This window comes from Bradyrhizobium sp. ISRA464, from assembly GCF_029910095.1.
Lineage (GTDB): Bacteria > Pseudomonadota > Alphaproteobacteria > Rhizobiales > Xanthobacteraceae > Bradyrhizobium.
Window position 1 is genome coordinate 6,104,193 of the sequence record NZ_CP094526.1, and the last position, 14,006, is coordinate 6,118,198.

At 64.2% G+C, this 14,006-nt stretch carries 18 protein-coding genes; 14 read left to right on the forward strand and 4 right to left on the reverse strand.

The window, feature by feature from the left end; genetic code table 11:
• Positions 1 to 41: 41 nt before the first annotated feature.
• Positions 42 to 662, forward strand: coding sequence for a response regulator transcription factor (locus MTX19_RS28675; protein ID WP_280980384.1), 621 nt, complete (start codon positions 42 to 44; stop codon positions 660 to 662).
• A 24-nt stretch (positions 663 to 686) separates the two neighbouring features.
• A complete protein-coding gene (gene fghA, locus MTX19_RS28680) occupies positions 687 to 1,532 on the forward strand; it encodes an S-formylglutathione hydrolase (RefSeq protein ID WP_280980385.1) in 846 nt (281 codons plus the stop codon).
• 14 nt (positions 1,533 to 1,546) lie between these two features.
• On the opposite strand, the gene MTX19_RS28685 is transcribed toward fghA, so the two are convergent.
• On the reverse strand, positions 1,547 to 2,026 hold the full coding sequence (locus MTX19_RS28685; protein WP_280984903.1) for a DUF3280 domain-containing protein: 480 nt from the start codon (positions 2,024 to 2,026) through the stop codon (positions 1,547 to 1,549).
• Between the two features lie 186 nt (positions 2,027 to 2,212).
• Between MTX19_RS28685 and MTX19_RS28690 the strand changes: the two genes are divergently transcribed.
• From MTX19_RS28690 to MTX19_RS28715, 6 genes are all read left to right on the forward strand, one after another.
• A complete protein-coding gene (locus tag MTX19_RS28690) occupies positions 2,213 to 3,394 on the forward strand; it encodes an ABC transporter substrate-binding protein (RefSeq protein WP_280984904.1) in 1,182 nt (393 codons plus the stop codon).
• A gap of 14 nt (positions 3,395 to 3,408) precedes the next feature.
• On the forward strand, positions 3,409 to 4,380 hold the full coding sequence (locus MTX19_RS28695; protein WP_280980386.1) for a YVTN family beta-propeller repeat protein: 972 nt from the start codon (positions 3,409 to 3,411) through the stop codon (positions 4,378 to 4,380).
• Positions 4,377 to 5,198 (forward strand): ABC transporter ATP-binding protein, encoded by an 822-nt coding sequence (locus MTX19_RS28700; RefSeq protein WP_280972949.1) that lies wholly within the window; start codon positions 4,377 to 4,379, stop codon positions 5,196 to 5,198. Before MTX19_RS28695 ends, MTX19_RS28700 begins: the two co-directional genes overlap by 4 nt.
• Positions 5,195 to 6,043, forward strand: a complete 849-nt coding sequence (locus tag MTX19_RS28705) for an ABC transporter permease (RefSeq protein WP_280980387.1) — start codon at positions 5,195 to 5,197, stop codon at positions 6,041 to 6,043. The genes MTX19_RS28700 and MTX19_RS28705 overlap by 4 nt, the downstream gene beginning before the upstream one ends.
• Entirely contained in the window at positions 6,040 to 6,684 is a 645-nt protein-coding gene (locus MTX19_RS28710) for a hypothetical protein (protein ID WP_280980388.1), read from the forward strand. Before MTX19_RS28705 ends, MTX19_RS28710 begins: the two co-directional genes overlap by 4 nt.
• Positions 6,685 to 6,796: 112 nt before the next feature.
• Complete coding sequence (locus MTX19_RS28715; RefSeq protein ID WP_280980389.1) at positions 6,797 to 7,096, forward strand: copper-binding protein; 300 nt, start codon at positions 6,797 to 6,799, stop codon at positions 7,094 to 7,096.
• A 32-nt stretch (positions 7,097 to 7,128) separates the two neighbouring features.
• Here the strand turns inward: MTX19_RS28715 and MTX19_RS28720 are convergent, their stop codons facing one another.
• Positions 7,129 to 7,698: a PQQ-dependent catabolism-associated CXXCW motif protein gene (locus tag MTX19_RS28720; protein WP_280980390.1), complete on the reverse strand. Its 570-nt coding sequence runs from the start codon at positions 7,696 to 7,698 to the stop codon at positions 7,129 to 7,131.
• Positions 7,695 to 8,576, reverse strand: coding sequence for a substrate-binding domain-containing protein (locus tag MTX19_RS28725; protein WP_280980391.1), 882 nt, complete (start codon positions 8,574 to 8,576; stop codon positions 7,695 to 7,697). Before MTX19_RS28725 ends, MTX19_RS28720 begins: the two co-directional genes overlap by 4 nt.
• Positions 8,577 to 8,761: 185 nt before the next feature.
• On the opposite strand from MTX19_RS28725, the gene MTX19_RS28730 reads away from it, so the two are divergent.
• Together MTX19_RS28730 and MTX19_RS28735 are read left to right on the forward strand one after the other, a co-directional pair.
• A complete protein-coding gene (locus MTX19_RS28730) occupies positions 8,762 to 9,667 on the forward strand; it encodes a quinoprotein relay system zinc metallohydrolase 2 (protein WP_280985583.1) in 906 nt (301 codons plus the stop codon).
• A 46-nt stretch (positions 9,668 to 9,713) separates the two neighbouring features.
• Positions 9,714 to 10,544: a quinoprotein dehydrogenase-associated SoxYZ-like carrier gene (locus tag MTX19_RS28735; RefSeq protein WP_280980392.1), complete on the forward strand. Its 831-nt coding sequence runs from the start codon at positions 9,714 to 9,716 to the stop codon at positions 10,542 to 10,544.
• 176 nt (positions 10,545 to 10,720) lie between these two features.
• On the opposite strand, the gene MTX19_RS28740 is transcribed toward MTX19_RS28735, so the two are convergent.
• On the reverse strand, positions 10,721 to 11,065 hold the full coding sequence (locus MTX19_RS28740) for a hypothetical protein (RefSeq protein ID WP_280980393.1): 345 nt from the start codon (positions 11,063 to 11,065) through the stop codon (positions 10,721 to 10,723).
• A gap of 101 nt (positions 11,066 to 11,166) precedes the next feature.
• Here MTX19_RS28740 and MTX19_RS28745 point away from each other — a divergent pair, with 101 nt between their 5' ends.
• From MTX19_RS28745 to MTX19_RS28760, 4 genes are read left to right on the forward strand one after another with little or no spacing between them, the layout of a single operon-like run.
• On the forward strand, positions 11,167 to 12,147 hold the full coding sequence (locus tag MTX19_RS28745) for an ABC transporter substrate-binding protein (protein ID WP_280980394.1): 981 nt from the start codon (positions 11,167 to 11,169) through the stop codon (positions 12,145 to 12,147).
• A gap of 1 nt (position 12,148) precedes the next feature.
• Positions 12,149 to 12,886 (forward strand): ABC transporter permease subunit, encoded by a 738-nt coding sequence (locus MTX19_RS28750; protein ID WP_280980395.1) that lies wholly within the window; start codon positions 12,149 to 12,151, stop codon positions 12,884 to 12,886.
• Positions 12,876 to 13,586, forward strand: coding sequence for an ATP-binding cassette domain-containing protein (locus tag MTX19_RS28755; protein ID WP_280980396.1), 711 nt, complete (start codon positions 12,876 to 12,878; stop codon positions 13,584 to 13,586). Before MTX19_RS28750 ends, MTX19_RS28755 begins: the two co-directional genes overlap by 11 nt.
• 40 nt (positions 13,587 to 13,626) lie before the next feature.
• Positions 13,627 to 13,980 carry a hypothetical protein gene (locus MTX19_RS28760; protein WP_280972959.1) on the forward strand — a complete coding sequence of 118 codons (354 nt, stop codon included), beginning with the start codon at positions 13,627 to 13,629 and terminating at the stop codon, positions 13,978 to 13,980.
• Positions 13,981 to 14,006 lie beyond the last annotated feature (26 nt).

Below are 14,006 nucleotides of genomic sequence, written 5' to 3' on the forward strand. Positions count from 1 at the left end.
TGCGATGATGAACGGATCGAAGCGGGCCGACGGGAAACACCATGCGCATTCTGATCGTTGATGACCATCCCATCGTCGCGTCGGGTTGCCGCACCGTGTTCGCCGACGATCCCGATGTCGTGCTGCTGGAAGCGCCGGACGCCGAGAGCGGCGAGCGTGCCTTTGTCGCCGAAAAGCCGGATATCTGCGTGATCGACATCAACCTGCCGACGGTCTCGGGTTTCGAGCTGGCGCGCCGCATCCTGGCGCGCGAGGCGGGAGCCCGCATCATCATGTTCAGCATGAACGATGATCCGGTGTTTGCCGCCCGCGCCATCGATATCGGCGCCAAGGGCTACGTCTCCAAGACCGGCGATCCCAATGATCTCCTGGAAGCCGTGCGCGAGGTCGGCAATGGCGGCGTCTATCTGCCGCCCGCGATCGCGCGCAGCGTCGCCTTCGCGCGGCCGGCCTTCGCGCAGAACCCGCTGTCGAAGCTGACATCGCGCGAGATGGAAATCCTGCGCCTGCTCTCCTCGGGCAAGAGCCTGTCGGAGATCGCCTGGCTGGTTCATTCCTCGTACAAGACGGTCGCCAACACGTCATCGATCATGCGCCAAAAGCTCGGCGTGCGCACCTCGGCGGAGCTGGTGCGATTGGCGATCGAAAGCGGCGTCGCCTGACGTTACGCTCCGCCGTCAAGGAACATGACAATGCAGATGGTTTCCCAGAACAAATCCCATGGCGGCGTCCAGGGCGTGTATCGGCATCCGAGCCGCGAGACCAAGACCGACATGACCTTCTCGGTCTTCGTCCCAGCCCATTCGGCAGGCGCCAAGCTGCCGGTCGTCACCTATCTGTCGGGACTAACCTGCACCCACGCCAACGTCACGGAGAAGGGCGAGTTCCGGCAGGCATGCGCCGAGCTCGGCCTGATCTTCGTCGCGCCCGACACCAGCCCGCGCGGCGAAGGCGTGCCCGGCGATCCCGCCAATTCATATGATTTCGGGCTTGGGGCGGGCTTCTATGTCGATGCAACGGAAGCGCCGTTTGCCCGCAATTATCGCATGTGGAGCTATGTCACCGAGGAGTTGCCGAAGCTGATCGCCGAGCAATTCCCTGTCGATACGCCACGGCAATCGATCCTCGGCCACTCCATGGGCGGTCACGGGGCATTGACCGTGGCGCTGCGCCACCCCGAGCGCTATCGCGCGGCGAGCGCGTTTGCGCCGATCGTGGCGCCCTCGCAGGTGCCATGGGGCAACAAGGCGCTCGGTGGCTATCTCGGCAGCAACAAGGCTGCGTGGCGGAAGCACGACGCCGTCGCGCTGATCGAGGACGGCGCCCGCTTCTCCGACCTGCTCGTCGACTATGGCGATGCCGACCAGTTCCTCACCGAGCAGCTGCGCCCCGAACTGCTGAAGACTGCATGCGAGAAGGCCAACATTCCCCTCACCCTGCGGCGCCAGCCGGGCTACGACCACAGCTACTACTTCATTTCAACGTTCATGGCGGATCACCTGCGCTGGCATGCGGCCCGACTGAAGGCTTGAACTTTCGCTAAACTCTAGCGCGACTGCGGCGCGCCGTAATTCGGCGCGAGCAGGCGGTTGCGCACGAGATAGTCGGTGGCGCGCTGCCAGGACTCGTCGGTGTTGCCGCGCATGTCGACGCTGGCAGCCGCAAGCAGCTTCCCGCTATGGACGTCGCGCAGATAGAGATTGATGTTGAGGATGAGATTTGAGACCTTCTGTACCACGCCGGTGATCGCGAGATCGGCGCCGAGTTTGTCAGCCAATGTCACTTCGCATCCGCCGCAGGCCTGGAGATGGCGGCCGTGCGCCGCAGCATTAACCGGTGCAATATCGACAACCCGGAACTTGCCGGACTCGGCCAGCTCCTTGCGCACCTGATCGCCGACCCGGCCGAGCCGGGCCTGCTCATCGGCCCGCGGCCCGCTCACTTCGCCCTGCAGACTGGTATCGATCATTTCGAAATCGAACACCGCGAGCTTGGGCGGTTCGGCATGTGCCGCCGACATCACCAGCGTTGCAACGATGACAATGAACGTCGATCTCACGATTGTGAACCAGCCAAATTTGTAATCTCGCAACGCCAAAAGGCGGGGTTGCAAGCTAGGACAATTCGGTCATCTTGCAAGCCAAGGCATGATCCGGAAGAGTGCAAGCCGGTCTTCATGCTCCGACAACGAGAAGACGTGACGGGAGGAATTATGTTCCGATGGCTGATCGCCGCGCTCGCGCTCGGCCTGGCGACAAGCCAGGCGCTGGCGGCGGATCCGGTCGAGATCCATATCGGCTATCTCGGCCATGCCGGCGTCAAGGAAACGCTGTCGCTGGCCGAGCAACCCGCCGACAATAACGGCATCGCCGGCGCGCAGCTTGCGATCGACGACAACAATACGACAGGCAAATTCCTCAACCAGCACTTCGCCCTCGATGTGGTGCGCGTCAAGGACGGTGACGACATCGCCAAGGCGGCAACCGATCTCGCCGGACGCGACGATTATATCATCACCGACCTGCCTGCCGATGCGCTGCTCAAGGTCGCTGACGCCCTGCGCGATCGCGGCACGCTGCTCTTGAATGCGGGTGCAACCGACGATCGGCTGCGCGAGCAGGACTGCCGCGCCAACGTCGTCCATGTCGCGCCGACGCGCTCGATGCTCGCGGATGCGCTTGGCCAATATCTGGTGTGGAAGCAGTGGAAGCGCTGGCTGCTGGTGGTCGGCTCGCATGAGCCGGACAAGCTCTACGCCGACGCGCTGCGCCGCGCCGCCACGCGCTTCGGCGCCAAGATCGTCCAGGAGCGGACCTTCGAGGACACCGGCGGCGCGCGCCGCACGGACAGCGGCGTGACGCTGATCCAGCGCCAGATGCCGGTGTTCACGCAGCAGGCACCGGCCTATGATGTCCTCGTCGCGGCCGACGAGAGCGAAGTGTTCGCCGGCTATCTGCCCTATAGGACCTGGGACCCGCGGCCCGTGGCCGGTTCGGCCGGCCTGGTGCCGACCAGCTGGGACGCCGCACATGACCAATGGGGCGCCGTCCAGATTCAAAACCGCTTCATGAAGTTGAACATGCGGCACATGACTGCGCTCGACATGCAGGCCTGGACCGCGGCCCGCATGATCGGAGAGGCAACGGCCCGCACCAATTCCGGTGACCCGAAGAAGGTCATCGCCTTCCTGAAGGGGCCGAACTTCTCGGTCGCTGCCTTCAAGGGCACGCGGCTGACCCTACGGGACTGGAATCTGCAGCTCCGGCAGCCGATCCTGCTGGCCGACGGACGCATGGTCGTCTCGGTGTCGCCGCAGGAGGGTTTCCTGCACCAGTTCTCCGAACTCGACACGCTCGGTGTTGACCGGCCGGAGACGAAGTGCAAGCTGCAGTGAAGGAGATTTAACGCATGTGGCGCCGCTGTCTGTTCACCGGGATGCTCGCCTGGCTCGTCGCCGCCGCACCGGCGTCCGCATTCGTCGCCTACGTCTCCAACGAGAAGGGCAACACGGTCACGGTGATCGACACCGACAACTGGACCGTCACCAACACGATCAAGGTCGGCCAGCGGCCGCGCGGCATCGAGTTCTCGCACGACGGCAAGTTCGTGTGGGTCGCGGTGGGAGACGACGACACGATCCAGGTGATCGATACCAAGACCCGGCAGATCGTCGACACCCTTCCCTCCGGTCCCGACCCCGAACTGTTCACCCAGGATGCCTCCGGCAAGATCATGTATGTCGCCAACGAGAACGACAACACGGTCACGGTGATCGATCTCGAGAAACGTGCCCGGCTCGGCGACATCCAGGTCGGCGTCGAACCCGAAGGCATGGCCGTCAGTCCCGACGGCAAGATCCTGATCAACACGTCCGAAACCACCAGCATGGCGCATTTCATCGACACGACGACGCGCCAGGTGGTGGCCAACGTGCTGGTCGACTCGCGACCGCGCTTCGCCGTCTTCAAGCAGGACGGTTCCGAACTGTGGGTCTCCTCCGAGATCGGCGGCACGGTGTCGATCATCGATCCCGCCAAGCACGAGGTGACCGGCAAGATCACCTTCGCCATTCCTGGCCTGCGCAGCGAGGCGATCCAGCCTGTCGGCATCGGCATGACCAAGGACGGCAAGACCGCGTTTGTCGCGCTCGGCCCGGCCAACCGCGTCGCGGTGGTCGACGCCACCACGCACAAGGTGCTCAAATATCTGCTGGTCGGCCAGCGGGTTTGGCACATGGACTTCACCCCGGACGAAAAGTACCTGATGGTCACTAACGGCGTCTCGAACGACGTCTCGGTGATCGATGTCGCCTCGCAGAAGGTGATCAAGACCATCCAGGTCGGCGAGTTGCCCTGGGGAGTGACGATCGGGAAGCCATGACAGCAACGGACGCGCACATCGCAAGTCAGCCTTTGCCGGACCCGGCTCCCGGACCCGGCGCAGCGGTGCAACCCGCGCTGTCGATCGACAATATCAGCCACAGCTATGGTTCGCGCCGCGCCCTGATCGACGTCAACTTCACCGTGGCGCCGGCCAGCTTCACGGCCCTGCTCGGGCTCAACGGGGCGGGAAAGAGCACGCTGTTCTCGCTGGTGACGCGACTGTTCGGCATCCAGAGTGGCCGGATCAGCATCTTTGGCCACGACATCAGCCGGGCGCCTGGCGAAGCGCTGCGGCTGCTGGGCGTGGTGTTCCAGCCGCGAACGCTCGACCTCGACCTCTCGCTGACGCAGAACCTGCTCTATCACGCCGCGCTCCACGGCATTTCGCGGCGCGAGGCGCGCCTGCGCAGCGCCGAGGTGCTGGGCCGCATCGGTCTCGCCGATCGCGCCGGCAGCAAGGTGCGCAACCTCTCCGGTGGCCAGATGCGGCGGCTCGAGATCGCCCGCGCGCTGCTGCACCGGCCACGGCTGCTGCTGCTCGACGAGGCGACCGTCGGGCTCGACGTCAAGGCGCGCGCCGACATTCTGGATCATGTCCGGCAGCTCGTCACCGAGCAGGGCATCGGCGTGCTGTGGGCGACGCATCTGTTCGACGAGATCATGCCGAGCGACGATCTGGTCGTGCTGCATCAGGGCAAGATGCTGGCGCACGGCCAGGTGTCGCGCGTGATCGCCGATGCCGGGGCCCAGGACGTCAACACCGCGTTCATGCGCCTGACCGGCACGCAGACGCTTACCGGGAGGCCGCCATCATGAGCAGTACGACGGTTACACCCGCGCGAAGCGGCTTCTCGCTGTCGGAGTACATCGTCTGCCTCAACGGCATCGTGTGGCGCGAGGCGCTGCGCTTCCTGCATCAGCGCGAGCGCTTCGTCTCGGCGCTGGTCCGGCCGCTGGTGTGGCTGTTCATCTTCGCCGCCGGCTTCCGCCAGGTGCTCGGCATCTCGATCATCCCGCCCTACGAGACCTACATCCTCTACGAGGTCTATATCGCGCCCGGCCTGATGGCGATGATACAGCTCTTCAACGGCATGCAATCCTCGCTGTCGATGGTCTATGACCGCGAGATGGGCAACATGCGGACACTGCTCGTGAGCCCACTGCCGCGCGGCTACCTCTTGTTCTGCAAGCTGCTGGCCGGCACGGCCGTTTCCCTGCTCCAGGTCTACACGTTCCTGCTGATCGCGTGGTTCTGGGACATCGCGCCGCCGACGATCGGCTATTTCACGGAGCTTCCGGCGCTGGTGCTGTCCGGTCTGATGCTCGGCGCGCTGGGCATGCTGATCTCGTCCGTCATCAAGCAGCTCGAGAATTTCGCCGGTGTGATGAACTTTGTGATCTTCCCGATGTTCTTTGCATCATCGGCCCTCTACCCGCTCTGGCGCGTGCAGGAAGGCAGCCCGATGCTGTATTACGTTTGCCAGTGCAATCCCTTCACCCATGCGGTGGAGCTGATACGGTTTGCATTGTACGGCAAGATGAACTGGATCTCGCTCGCAGTGGTTGGAGGCTGCACCGTGGTCTTCATGATCGGCGCCATCGTTGCATACGATCCATCGCGCGGCCTGGTGCGCCGCGGGCCTGGCGGAGGCGAGGCATGAGATGGCACATCGAAATATGGCGGATCACAATCTGGCGGATCGCGCTCGGCGCGCTGTTCACCGTCACGTTGTGGAACCAGGCGGCGCTGGCCGTGGACCCGCGCTATCCGGACTGGCCGTGCGCCCAGGCCAAGGTGCCTGAAATCTCGGTCGCCGCCGTCTGGGCCGGGCCGCCGCTCGATGACGCGGAAAGCAAATGGAAGGACGATCCGAAAGTCAGCGCACTGGTGGCGAAGCTTTCGGCGCGCCGTGTCCCGCTCGATGAGGCGGAGAAGGAGATCACCAGTTTCCTGTCGGCTTCGGCGGTAGACAAAGCCAATGCCGGAAAGCTGCTGTTTGCCGGCCTGTTCGATACGCTCAATGCGCAGCGCGCATCCGTCATGAACGGACTGGAGCGCGTCATGCGCAAGCAGCGCCAGGCGGCGGAGAAGATCCGCACCGATACGCTTGCGCTGCAGGCGCTGCAGGACGCCACGCCGCCGGACGAGGCCAAGGTCGGTGAGCTCGGCAATCAGCTGACCTGGGAGACGCGGATCTTCGAAGATCGCCGGCACGTGGTGAAATATGTCTGCGAGGTGCCGACCACCATCGATCAGCGCCTTTTTGCGCTCAGCCGCGCGATCCAGCAGGAACTGGACTGACGCCTGCGGCGAGACACCTCGGATATCCTGAGCAAACGTCCACGACAAAGTGCGGAACCAACCCGTCCACCTCTCCGTTGTCTGCAACTATCTCTGAAATTGGGAGACATCGATGAGAGCAGCTAAGATCGCCCTGACCAGCCTTGCGGCCGCAAGCCTGGTCATGTCAGCGGCTTTGGCCCAGCAATCCATGTCGGGAATGATCACCAAGATTGACCGATTGGCCGGAACTATCACCATCCAGCAGACGCAGTCCGGCACGGTCGGCGCGGCCGCCGGCGCGGCCCAGGAATACAAGGTGCCAAAGGGACAGACACTCGAACCCTTCCACGCCGGCGACAAGGTCTCCTTCTCAACCACCGAGAACAACGGCACCAAGACGATCGACAAGCTCGAGAAACAGAAACCGTAGCCCCTCACGGACGGACGCGCGAACCGCAGGGGTCATTTCTCTTCGCCGCTCCGCGGTTCGGGCTCAGCGGGTGCAAGCGGCAGGAGGGCTCGCTCCCAACCGTCGGTTCCATCCGGATACCACGCGACGTTGCGATAGCCGTAGGACAGCACGCGCTTGGCGGCGTTCCAGGACATCCAGCAATTCTCCTGGCAGTAGATCACGAGCAACGTCGCGGTGTTGCCGCCGGAGGCATGGACCAGCCCGCGCTTCAGATAATCCTCCGTCGATGCGGCAAGCATGCCGTAGCCGGTATCGGGCAGCCAGATGCTGCCGGGGATATCGAGGCGCGGCTTGTCACGCCATACCGTGCCGGCAGGCAGGTTGGCCGGCTTTGGCGCGCGCGGCAGCACGTCGATGAAGGCGCCGGACTTCTCGCGCCAGACGGCCTCCGCTTCCTCCGTGGTGAGCACGCGTGCCCCTGCCAGCCGCGCAGGCACCGGCGCGCGGTAATCCTCAGTGCGATAGCCCGCGGGTTCAGCAGGCGCCGGGATGTCCTGCGCGAAAGCAGGCGCCGCCGCGACGAGCATCGCGGCAAGGACGGCTGCAGACAATCCGATCATGGCGCCTTGTTCACGGTCTCCGGGCCGATGAGTTGGTCATTTTCGTCGAGGAGCGGCACGCCGTAGTCGAGCAGGATCTTGTTGATCGCCGGCTGGTTCTCCTTGATCAGGCGATTGAGCTGCCGCTTCCAGTTCTGGTCGGCCGCCCGTACCCCCATCCCGATGCGATAGACGAGCTTCGGTCCCGTGGTCTCCTTGACCAGCGGCGTGACATGCAGCGGCGGGTTGGTCTTCTTGGCATAGAAGCCTGCCATCGGCCCCCACAGGATGCCGGCGTCTATCTCACCTTTGGCGAGATCGTTCATCATGTCCTGCACAGATGAATCAAAGCGCGTGTCGATCATCAGCGGGTAAGGCTTCGCATTCCCCATCAGACCGGCGATGGCCATATTGGTCGCGGGCGGCGTACCCGCAATGATGCCGATATGCTTGCCCTTCAGCCGCTCATCTTCCAGCGTTGCGACGTCATCGAGCCCGCCGCCCGGCTTGGTGACCAGGGCGTAAGCCGTGCGGTAATAGGGATTGGTTCCCTGCGCGAGGTCGTCGCCCTGCGGGAATCCCATGATCACATCGCAACGATGCGATCCGAGCGTCACCCGCACGAAGCCTGTCGCCTGCGGAAAATACATGTAGTCGAGCTTCTTCTGCAGCTTCTCCGCGAACAGCTCGCCGATCTTGTTCTCGAACCCCTCGCCCTTGTCGTTCGAGAACGGCAGGTTGCGCGGATCGGCGCAGATGCGCAGGACCTTGGGATCGACGAGTTCGATGGAGAGTTCGCCCTGCTCGTTGACCTGGGCGCGCGCCATGTCCCGTCCGACGAGGCAGGCGATAACGCCGGCAAGCGCGAACAATACGGGACGACATCCGACAATTCTCATCACATGGTCTCCTCTCGATCGGATGGGTCGCCATCCATAGATTGCCCCGCGCACCGTGGCATGCAACAGGAATAATCTTCGCGACGGCGCCGCGTTGCTTGCTGCAATGCAAACCGGGAGCTCAAGCGATCGACCGCGCGCTCCGGCGAAACTAAGGCGGGAACATGGCACATGGCGTTTCAGTGATGGCGCTGTTCCTGATGCTCGGCGCGTCGACCATAGCGCGCGCGCAGGAACCGGAATTGCCTGTAAGCGAAGTCGCCCCGGGAATATTCGTGCATGTCGGGGTCGTCGCGCTGATGACGCATGAGAACGAAGGTGCCATCGCCAATGTCGGGTTTGTCGTCGGCGACAGCGCCGTCGCCGTGATTGACACCGGCGGCAGTGTCCGCGAGGGGCGCCAGTTGCTGGCCGCGGTCCGTAGCCATACCGACAAGCCGATCCGCTATGTCATCAACACACACGCCCACCCGGACCACAGCTTCGGTAACGCCGCCTTCGTGAAGGAGGGCACGAGGTTCGTCGGCCACAAGAACCTGCCGAACGCGCTGGCCACGCGCGGGCAATTCTATCTCGACGGCTTCCGCCGGACGATGGGCGACGCGCTGATCGACGAGGTCCGCATCATTCCACCGACCGTGCTGGTCAATGACACGCTCAAGCTCGACCTCGGCGGCCGGATCCTCACCCTCAAGGCATGGCCGGCCGCGCACAGTGACAACGACCTTACGGTGCTTGATGAGCGGACCAGAACCCTGTTCGCCGGCGATCTGGTGTTCCTGACCCATATTCCCGTGGTCGACGGCAGCCTGAAGGGCTGGCTGCGTGCGCTCGACGACCTTGCCGCCATCCCCGCGCAGCGCGTGGTTCCCGGTCACGGAGCCGTGAGCAAATGGCCTGCGGCGCTCGCGGACGAACGGCGTTATCTCGGCACGCTGGCCGTGGACGTTCGCGCGCTGATCGCGAGCGGCAAGCCGATCACGGAGGCGGCCGAACATGCCGCAGCGTCCGAACGAACCCGCTGGCAGCTGTTCGACGATTACAATGCGCGCAACGCAACTGCAGCATTTTCGGAAATGGAATGGGAATAGCCGTCGCGGTGCCCTATAGTGACGCGGCCACATTGGATCAGCGAACATGCTTCGACATCGCATCCGCCTGCTCTGCCTCGCCAGCCTTGTGTCGGTCGCGCTGGCTGTACCCGTCGCGCCCGCGGCAAGCACGGATTCCTACGATCCCTGGCCGGGGCTCGTCCAGGACATCTTCAACAACCGTCCGATGAACGATGGCAGCGACGTCATCGGCATCGAGATGCCGGCGCGGGCGGAAGACGCCGCGATCGTCCCGGTGAGGCTGCGCACCAAGCTGTCGCCCGGCGACAACCGCCGCATCAAGACGATCACGCTCGTGATCGACCAGAACCCCGCACCGATGGCAGCGAAGTTCACGCTGGCTCCGGACGCCAACGTCACCGAGATCTCCACCCGGGTCCGCGTCAACAACTATACCAATGTGCACGCGGTCGCCGAGCTCAGCGACGGCAAGCTCTACGTGACCAAGACCTATGTGAAGGCGTCCGGCGGCTGCTCGGCGCCGGCGGTCAAGAACGCCGAAGAAGCGAAGAATCGGCTCGGCCAGATGCGCTACCGGCAATTCGCAAGGCCGGAACAGGGACCGGCGAGCAATATCCGCGAAGCCCAGATCATGATCGGCCATCCCAACAATTCCGGTCTTCAGATGGATCAGATCACGCACCTCTACATCCCGGCCTTCTTCATCAACGAACTGCACCTTTGGCAGGACGACAGCCCGGTGCTGGCGATGGAGGGAGGAATCTCGATCTCCGAGGACCCCAATATCCGCCTCACCTATGTGTCGAACGGGGCGAAGCACTTCCGCGCCGAGGCCAAGGACACCGACGGGCATGTCTTCCAGCACGAATGGAATGCCGACGCTTCCGGGACCTGACGCCCGTAGCGGGCACGGACGCAAAGTTCACTGCATCACATGCCATACCCTCATCCTGAGGGCCCGCGAGACGCGGACGTCTCGATGTAGGCCAAGAACAAGGCCTCCTGGTTCGCCTGGCGATGCGCAGCATCGTCCAGAGACGCGCGTTCCGCGCTCCTCACCATGAGGGGCTGTTAGAAGCACCTGACTTCGGCTTCCGCCTGCGCGCGCCGCAGATCGTTGAGCGCGTTCGTCGCCTGCTCGGACGAGCGGAACTGCGTTCCCAGATTGCCGCGCACCTGCGACATGCTCAATACGGTCTCGGCCGTGACATAGCGGTCATAGGGTATGAGCGACGCAACGACGTCCACCGAGCAGGAACACTGCTCGAGCGTCTGCCGGGTCTCGCCATTGGCCTTCATGCAGCCGAACACATATTCGGCCCGCGCCGAGGTCGGATAGTCGTTGACCTCATCGGCCCGCGCGCTCATGCCCGTCGCGGCGAGCATGGCCGAGACGGCGACAATCGGTCCTAGCATGCCAGCTCGTGCCATGGTCCTGCTTCCTCTTCTCCTGCCGCAGGCTATGCTATGAGTCGACGACAGAAAAGAAAACATTCGGGGAAGTGGCTCACGAGGCAATGAAGAGTTCTGTTCGCATGCTGCTGGCCGCGGCCATTCTGGCCGTCATGCAGGTCGGCACCTCCTGCGACGCGGAGACAATCCGCGTTGCAGCGCAGAAGACCGGGACGCTGGCCTGGGAACTGGCGGTCATCCGCTCCCACGGTCTCGACAAGAAGGCCAACCTGTCGATCGACATCGTCGAACTCGCAAGTCCCGAGGCCGGCAAGATCGCGCTGCGTGCCGGCACGGCCGACGTGATGGTGTCCGACTGGCCCTGGGTGTCGCGCGAGCGATCGCTCGGCGCCAAGCTGCAGTTCTATCCCTATTCGAGCGCGCTCGGCGCCGTGATGGTCCCGGCGTCGTCCCCGATCAAGACGCTCGCCGATCTCAGGGGCCGCAAGCTCGCCGTCGCCGGCGGGGCGATCGACAAGAACTGGCTGCTGCTGCAGGCGGCGTTGAAGCAGGAGGGTATCGACCTGAAGTCGCAATCGACCATCGTCTACGGCGCCCCACCGCTGCTCGCGGCCAAGACGCTCGGCGGCGAGATGGACGCTGTCCTCAACTACTGGAATTTCTGTGCCGCGCTCGAGGCCAAGGGCTTTCGCCGCCTCGCCGGCATGGAAGACGTCCTCAAGAAGCTCGGCACCAAGGGACGGATTGCGATGATCGGTTACGTCTTCGACGAAGCCTGGGCCAACGCCAACCGCGACCTGGTCGCCCGCTTCATCGCCATGACGCGCGCGGCAAAGGAGATCCTCGCGACATCGGACGCCGAATGGGATGCGATTGCGCCGCTCACCGGCGCACCCGATGCCGCCACCCTGCACGCCTATCGCGACCGCTATCGCGAAGGCATTCCGCGCCGATCGGTCGCCGACGAAGAGGCCGATGCGCGCGTGCTCTACCGCGTGCTGGCGCAGATCGGCGGCCGCGAACTCGTCGGGAACGCGACCGAACTCGACCCTGGTACCTTCTATCAAGCAAATCCCGGAGACTGAGGTGCTGCGTCTCCTGTCATTCGCGCTGTTCATTACGACCTGGTGGATTGCCTCGCTCCTGGTCGGCGAGGCGAAATTGCCGGCGCCGCCGGTGGTGCTGTCGGCGATGATCGCCGAGGCCAGGACCGGGGCGTTGTTTCTCAATCTGGGCGCGACGCTGGCGCGCGTTGCGCTGGCATTCACACTGGCCATGGCGCTCGGCTCGGCGATCGGCTACGCGATGGGCCGGGTCCGGCTGGTCAACCGGCTCGGCGATCCCTGGCTGATTCTGCTGCTCAACCTGCCGGCGCTCGTCGTCATCGTGCTGGCCTATATCTGGGCCGGGCTCACCGAGGTTGCGGCCATCGCGGCGATCGCCATCAACAAGCTACCGACCGCCGTCGTGACGCTGCGCGAGGGGGCGCGCGCGCTCGACCCGGCGCTGGACGAGATGGCGACGGCGTTTGCGTTTCCGCGTGGCCGCCTGTACCGGCACGTGATCCTGCCGCAGCTTGCGCCCTACATCGCGGCCGCTGCGCGGTCCGGGCTCTCACTGGTCTGGAAGATCGTGCTGGTCGCCGAGCTGCTGGGCCGGCCGAACGGCGTCGGCTTCGAGATCGGCGTCGCCTTCCAGCTCTTCGACATCCCGCTGCTGCTCGCCTACTCGCTGAGCTTTGCGGCGGTCGTGCTGGTCATCGAAACCCTGCTGGTACAGCCGTTTGAAACTAGGCTATCGCGGTGGCGGCTCCGTGCAGCTTGACGTCAATATCACGGGCAAGAGCTTCGAGAACGCCGCCGGCAAGCGCCACGACGTGCTCGGTAGCATCACCTTCACGCTGAATGCCGGCGAAGTCGGCGTGGTGTTCGGCCCCTCGGGCTGCGGCAAGAGCACCTTGCTCAGGATTCTTGCCGGCCTCGACCGCAACTACCAGGGCAAGGTCGCGCGCTCCGCCGACGTTCGGCTCGGCATGGTATTTCAGGAGCCGCGGCTGTTGCCCTGGCGCTCGGTCGAGGAGAATGTGCGGCTCGCCGCGCCACATGTCGACGACAGCGGGCTTGCGACGCTGTTCGATGTGCTGGAGTTGACCGCGCACCGCAGCCATTTCCCCGGTGAACTGTCGCTCGGCCTCGCCCGCCGCGTCGCGCTGGCGAGGGCCTTTGCCATCGACCCCGATTTCCTGATCCTCGACGAGCCGCTGGCTTCGCTCGACAGCGCGCTTGCCGGCCGGCTGCGGGACCAGATCGCCACGCTGGTCGCCAGTCGAAAGATGATGACGCTCCTGGTCACCCATGATCTCGACGATGCGGTCCGCCTCGGCGACCGCCTGTTCTTCCTGTCGGCGCGGCCGGCCCGGATCGTTCACGTCGAAACGATTGCGACGCCGCGGGCGACACGAAGCGAGCAGGAGATCACCGAAATCAAGACGCGCCTCTCGCAGCTGGACCTTGCAAATATGTGAGGCGCGTTCATCCTTGAGGAAAATCCACGGAGGTTTCTCGATGTCGCGTGCGTTGATCGTGGTTGCTGTCTCGTTGCTCGCCGTGCCGAGCCTGGCGCTCGCGCAAAGCAAGGGCAAGGGCATCCGCCTGTGGAACCTGACCAGCGCGACGATTTCGGGCTTCGAACTGTCGCCGGCCGGCAAGAACGAGTGGGGTCCCAACCAGACGCTGAACGACAAGGACAAGGAGGTCGACCACGACGAGAGGCTGCGCATCACCGGCGTCGAGCCCGGCCGCTACGATGCCAAGGTCAGCTACGCCGGATCGAGGCAGTGCTTCGTCCGCGACATCGAGATCAAGGCCGACGCCGTGTTCTCGGTCTCCGACAAGGACCTGAAGGACTGCAACAAGTAAGAGCCTTCGATTCTGATCGAATCAGA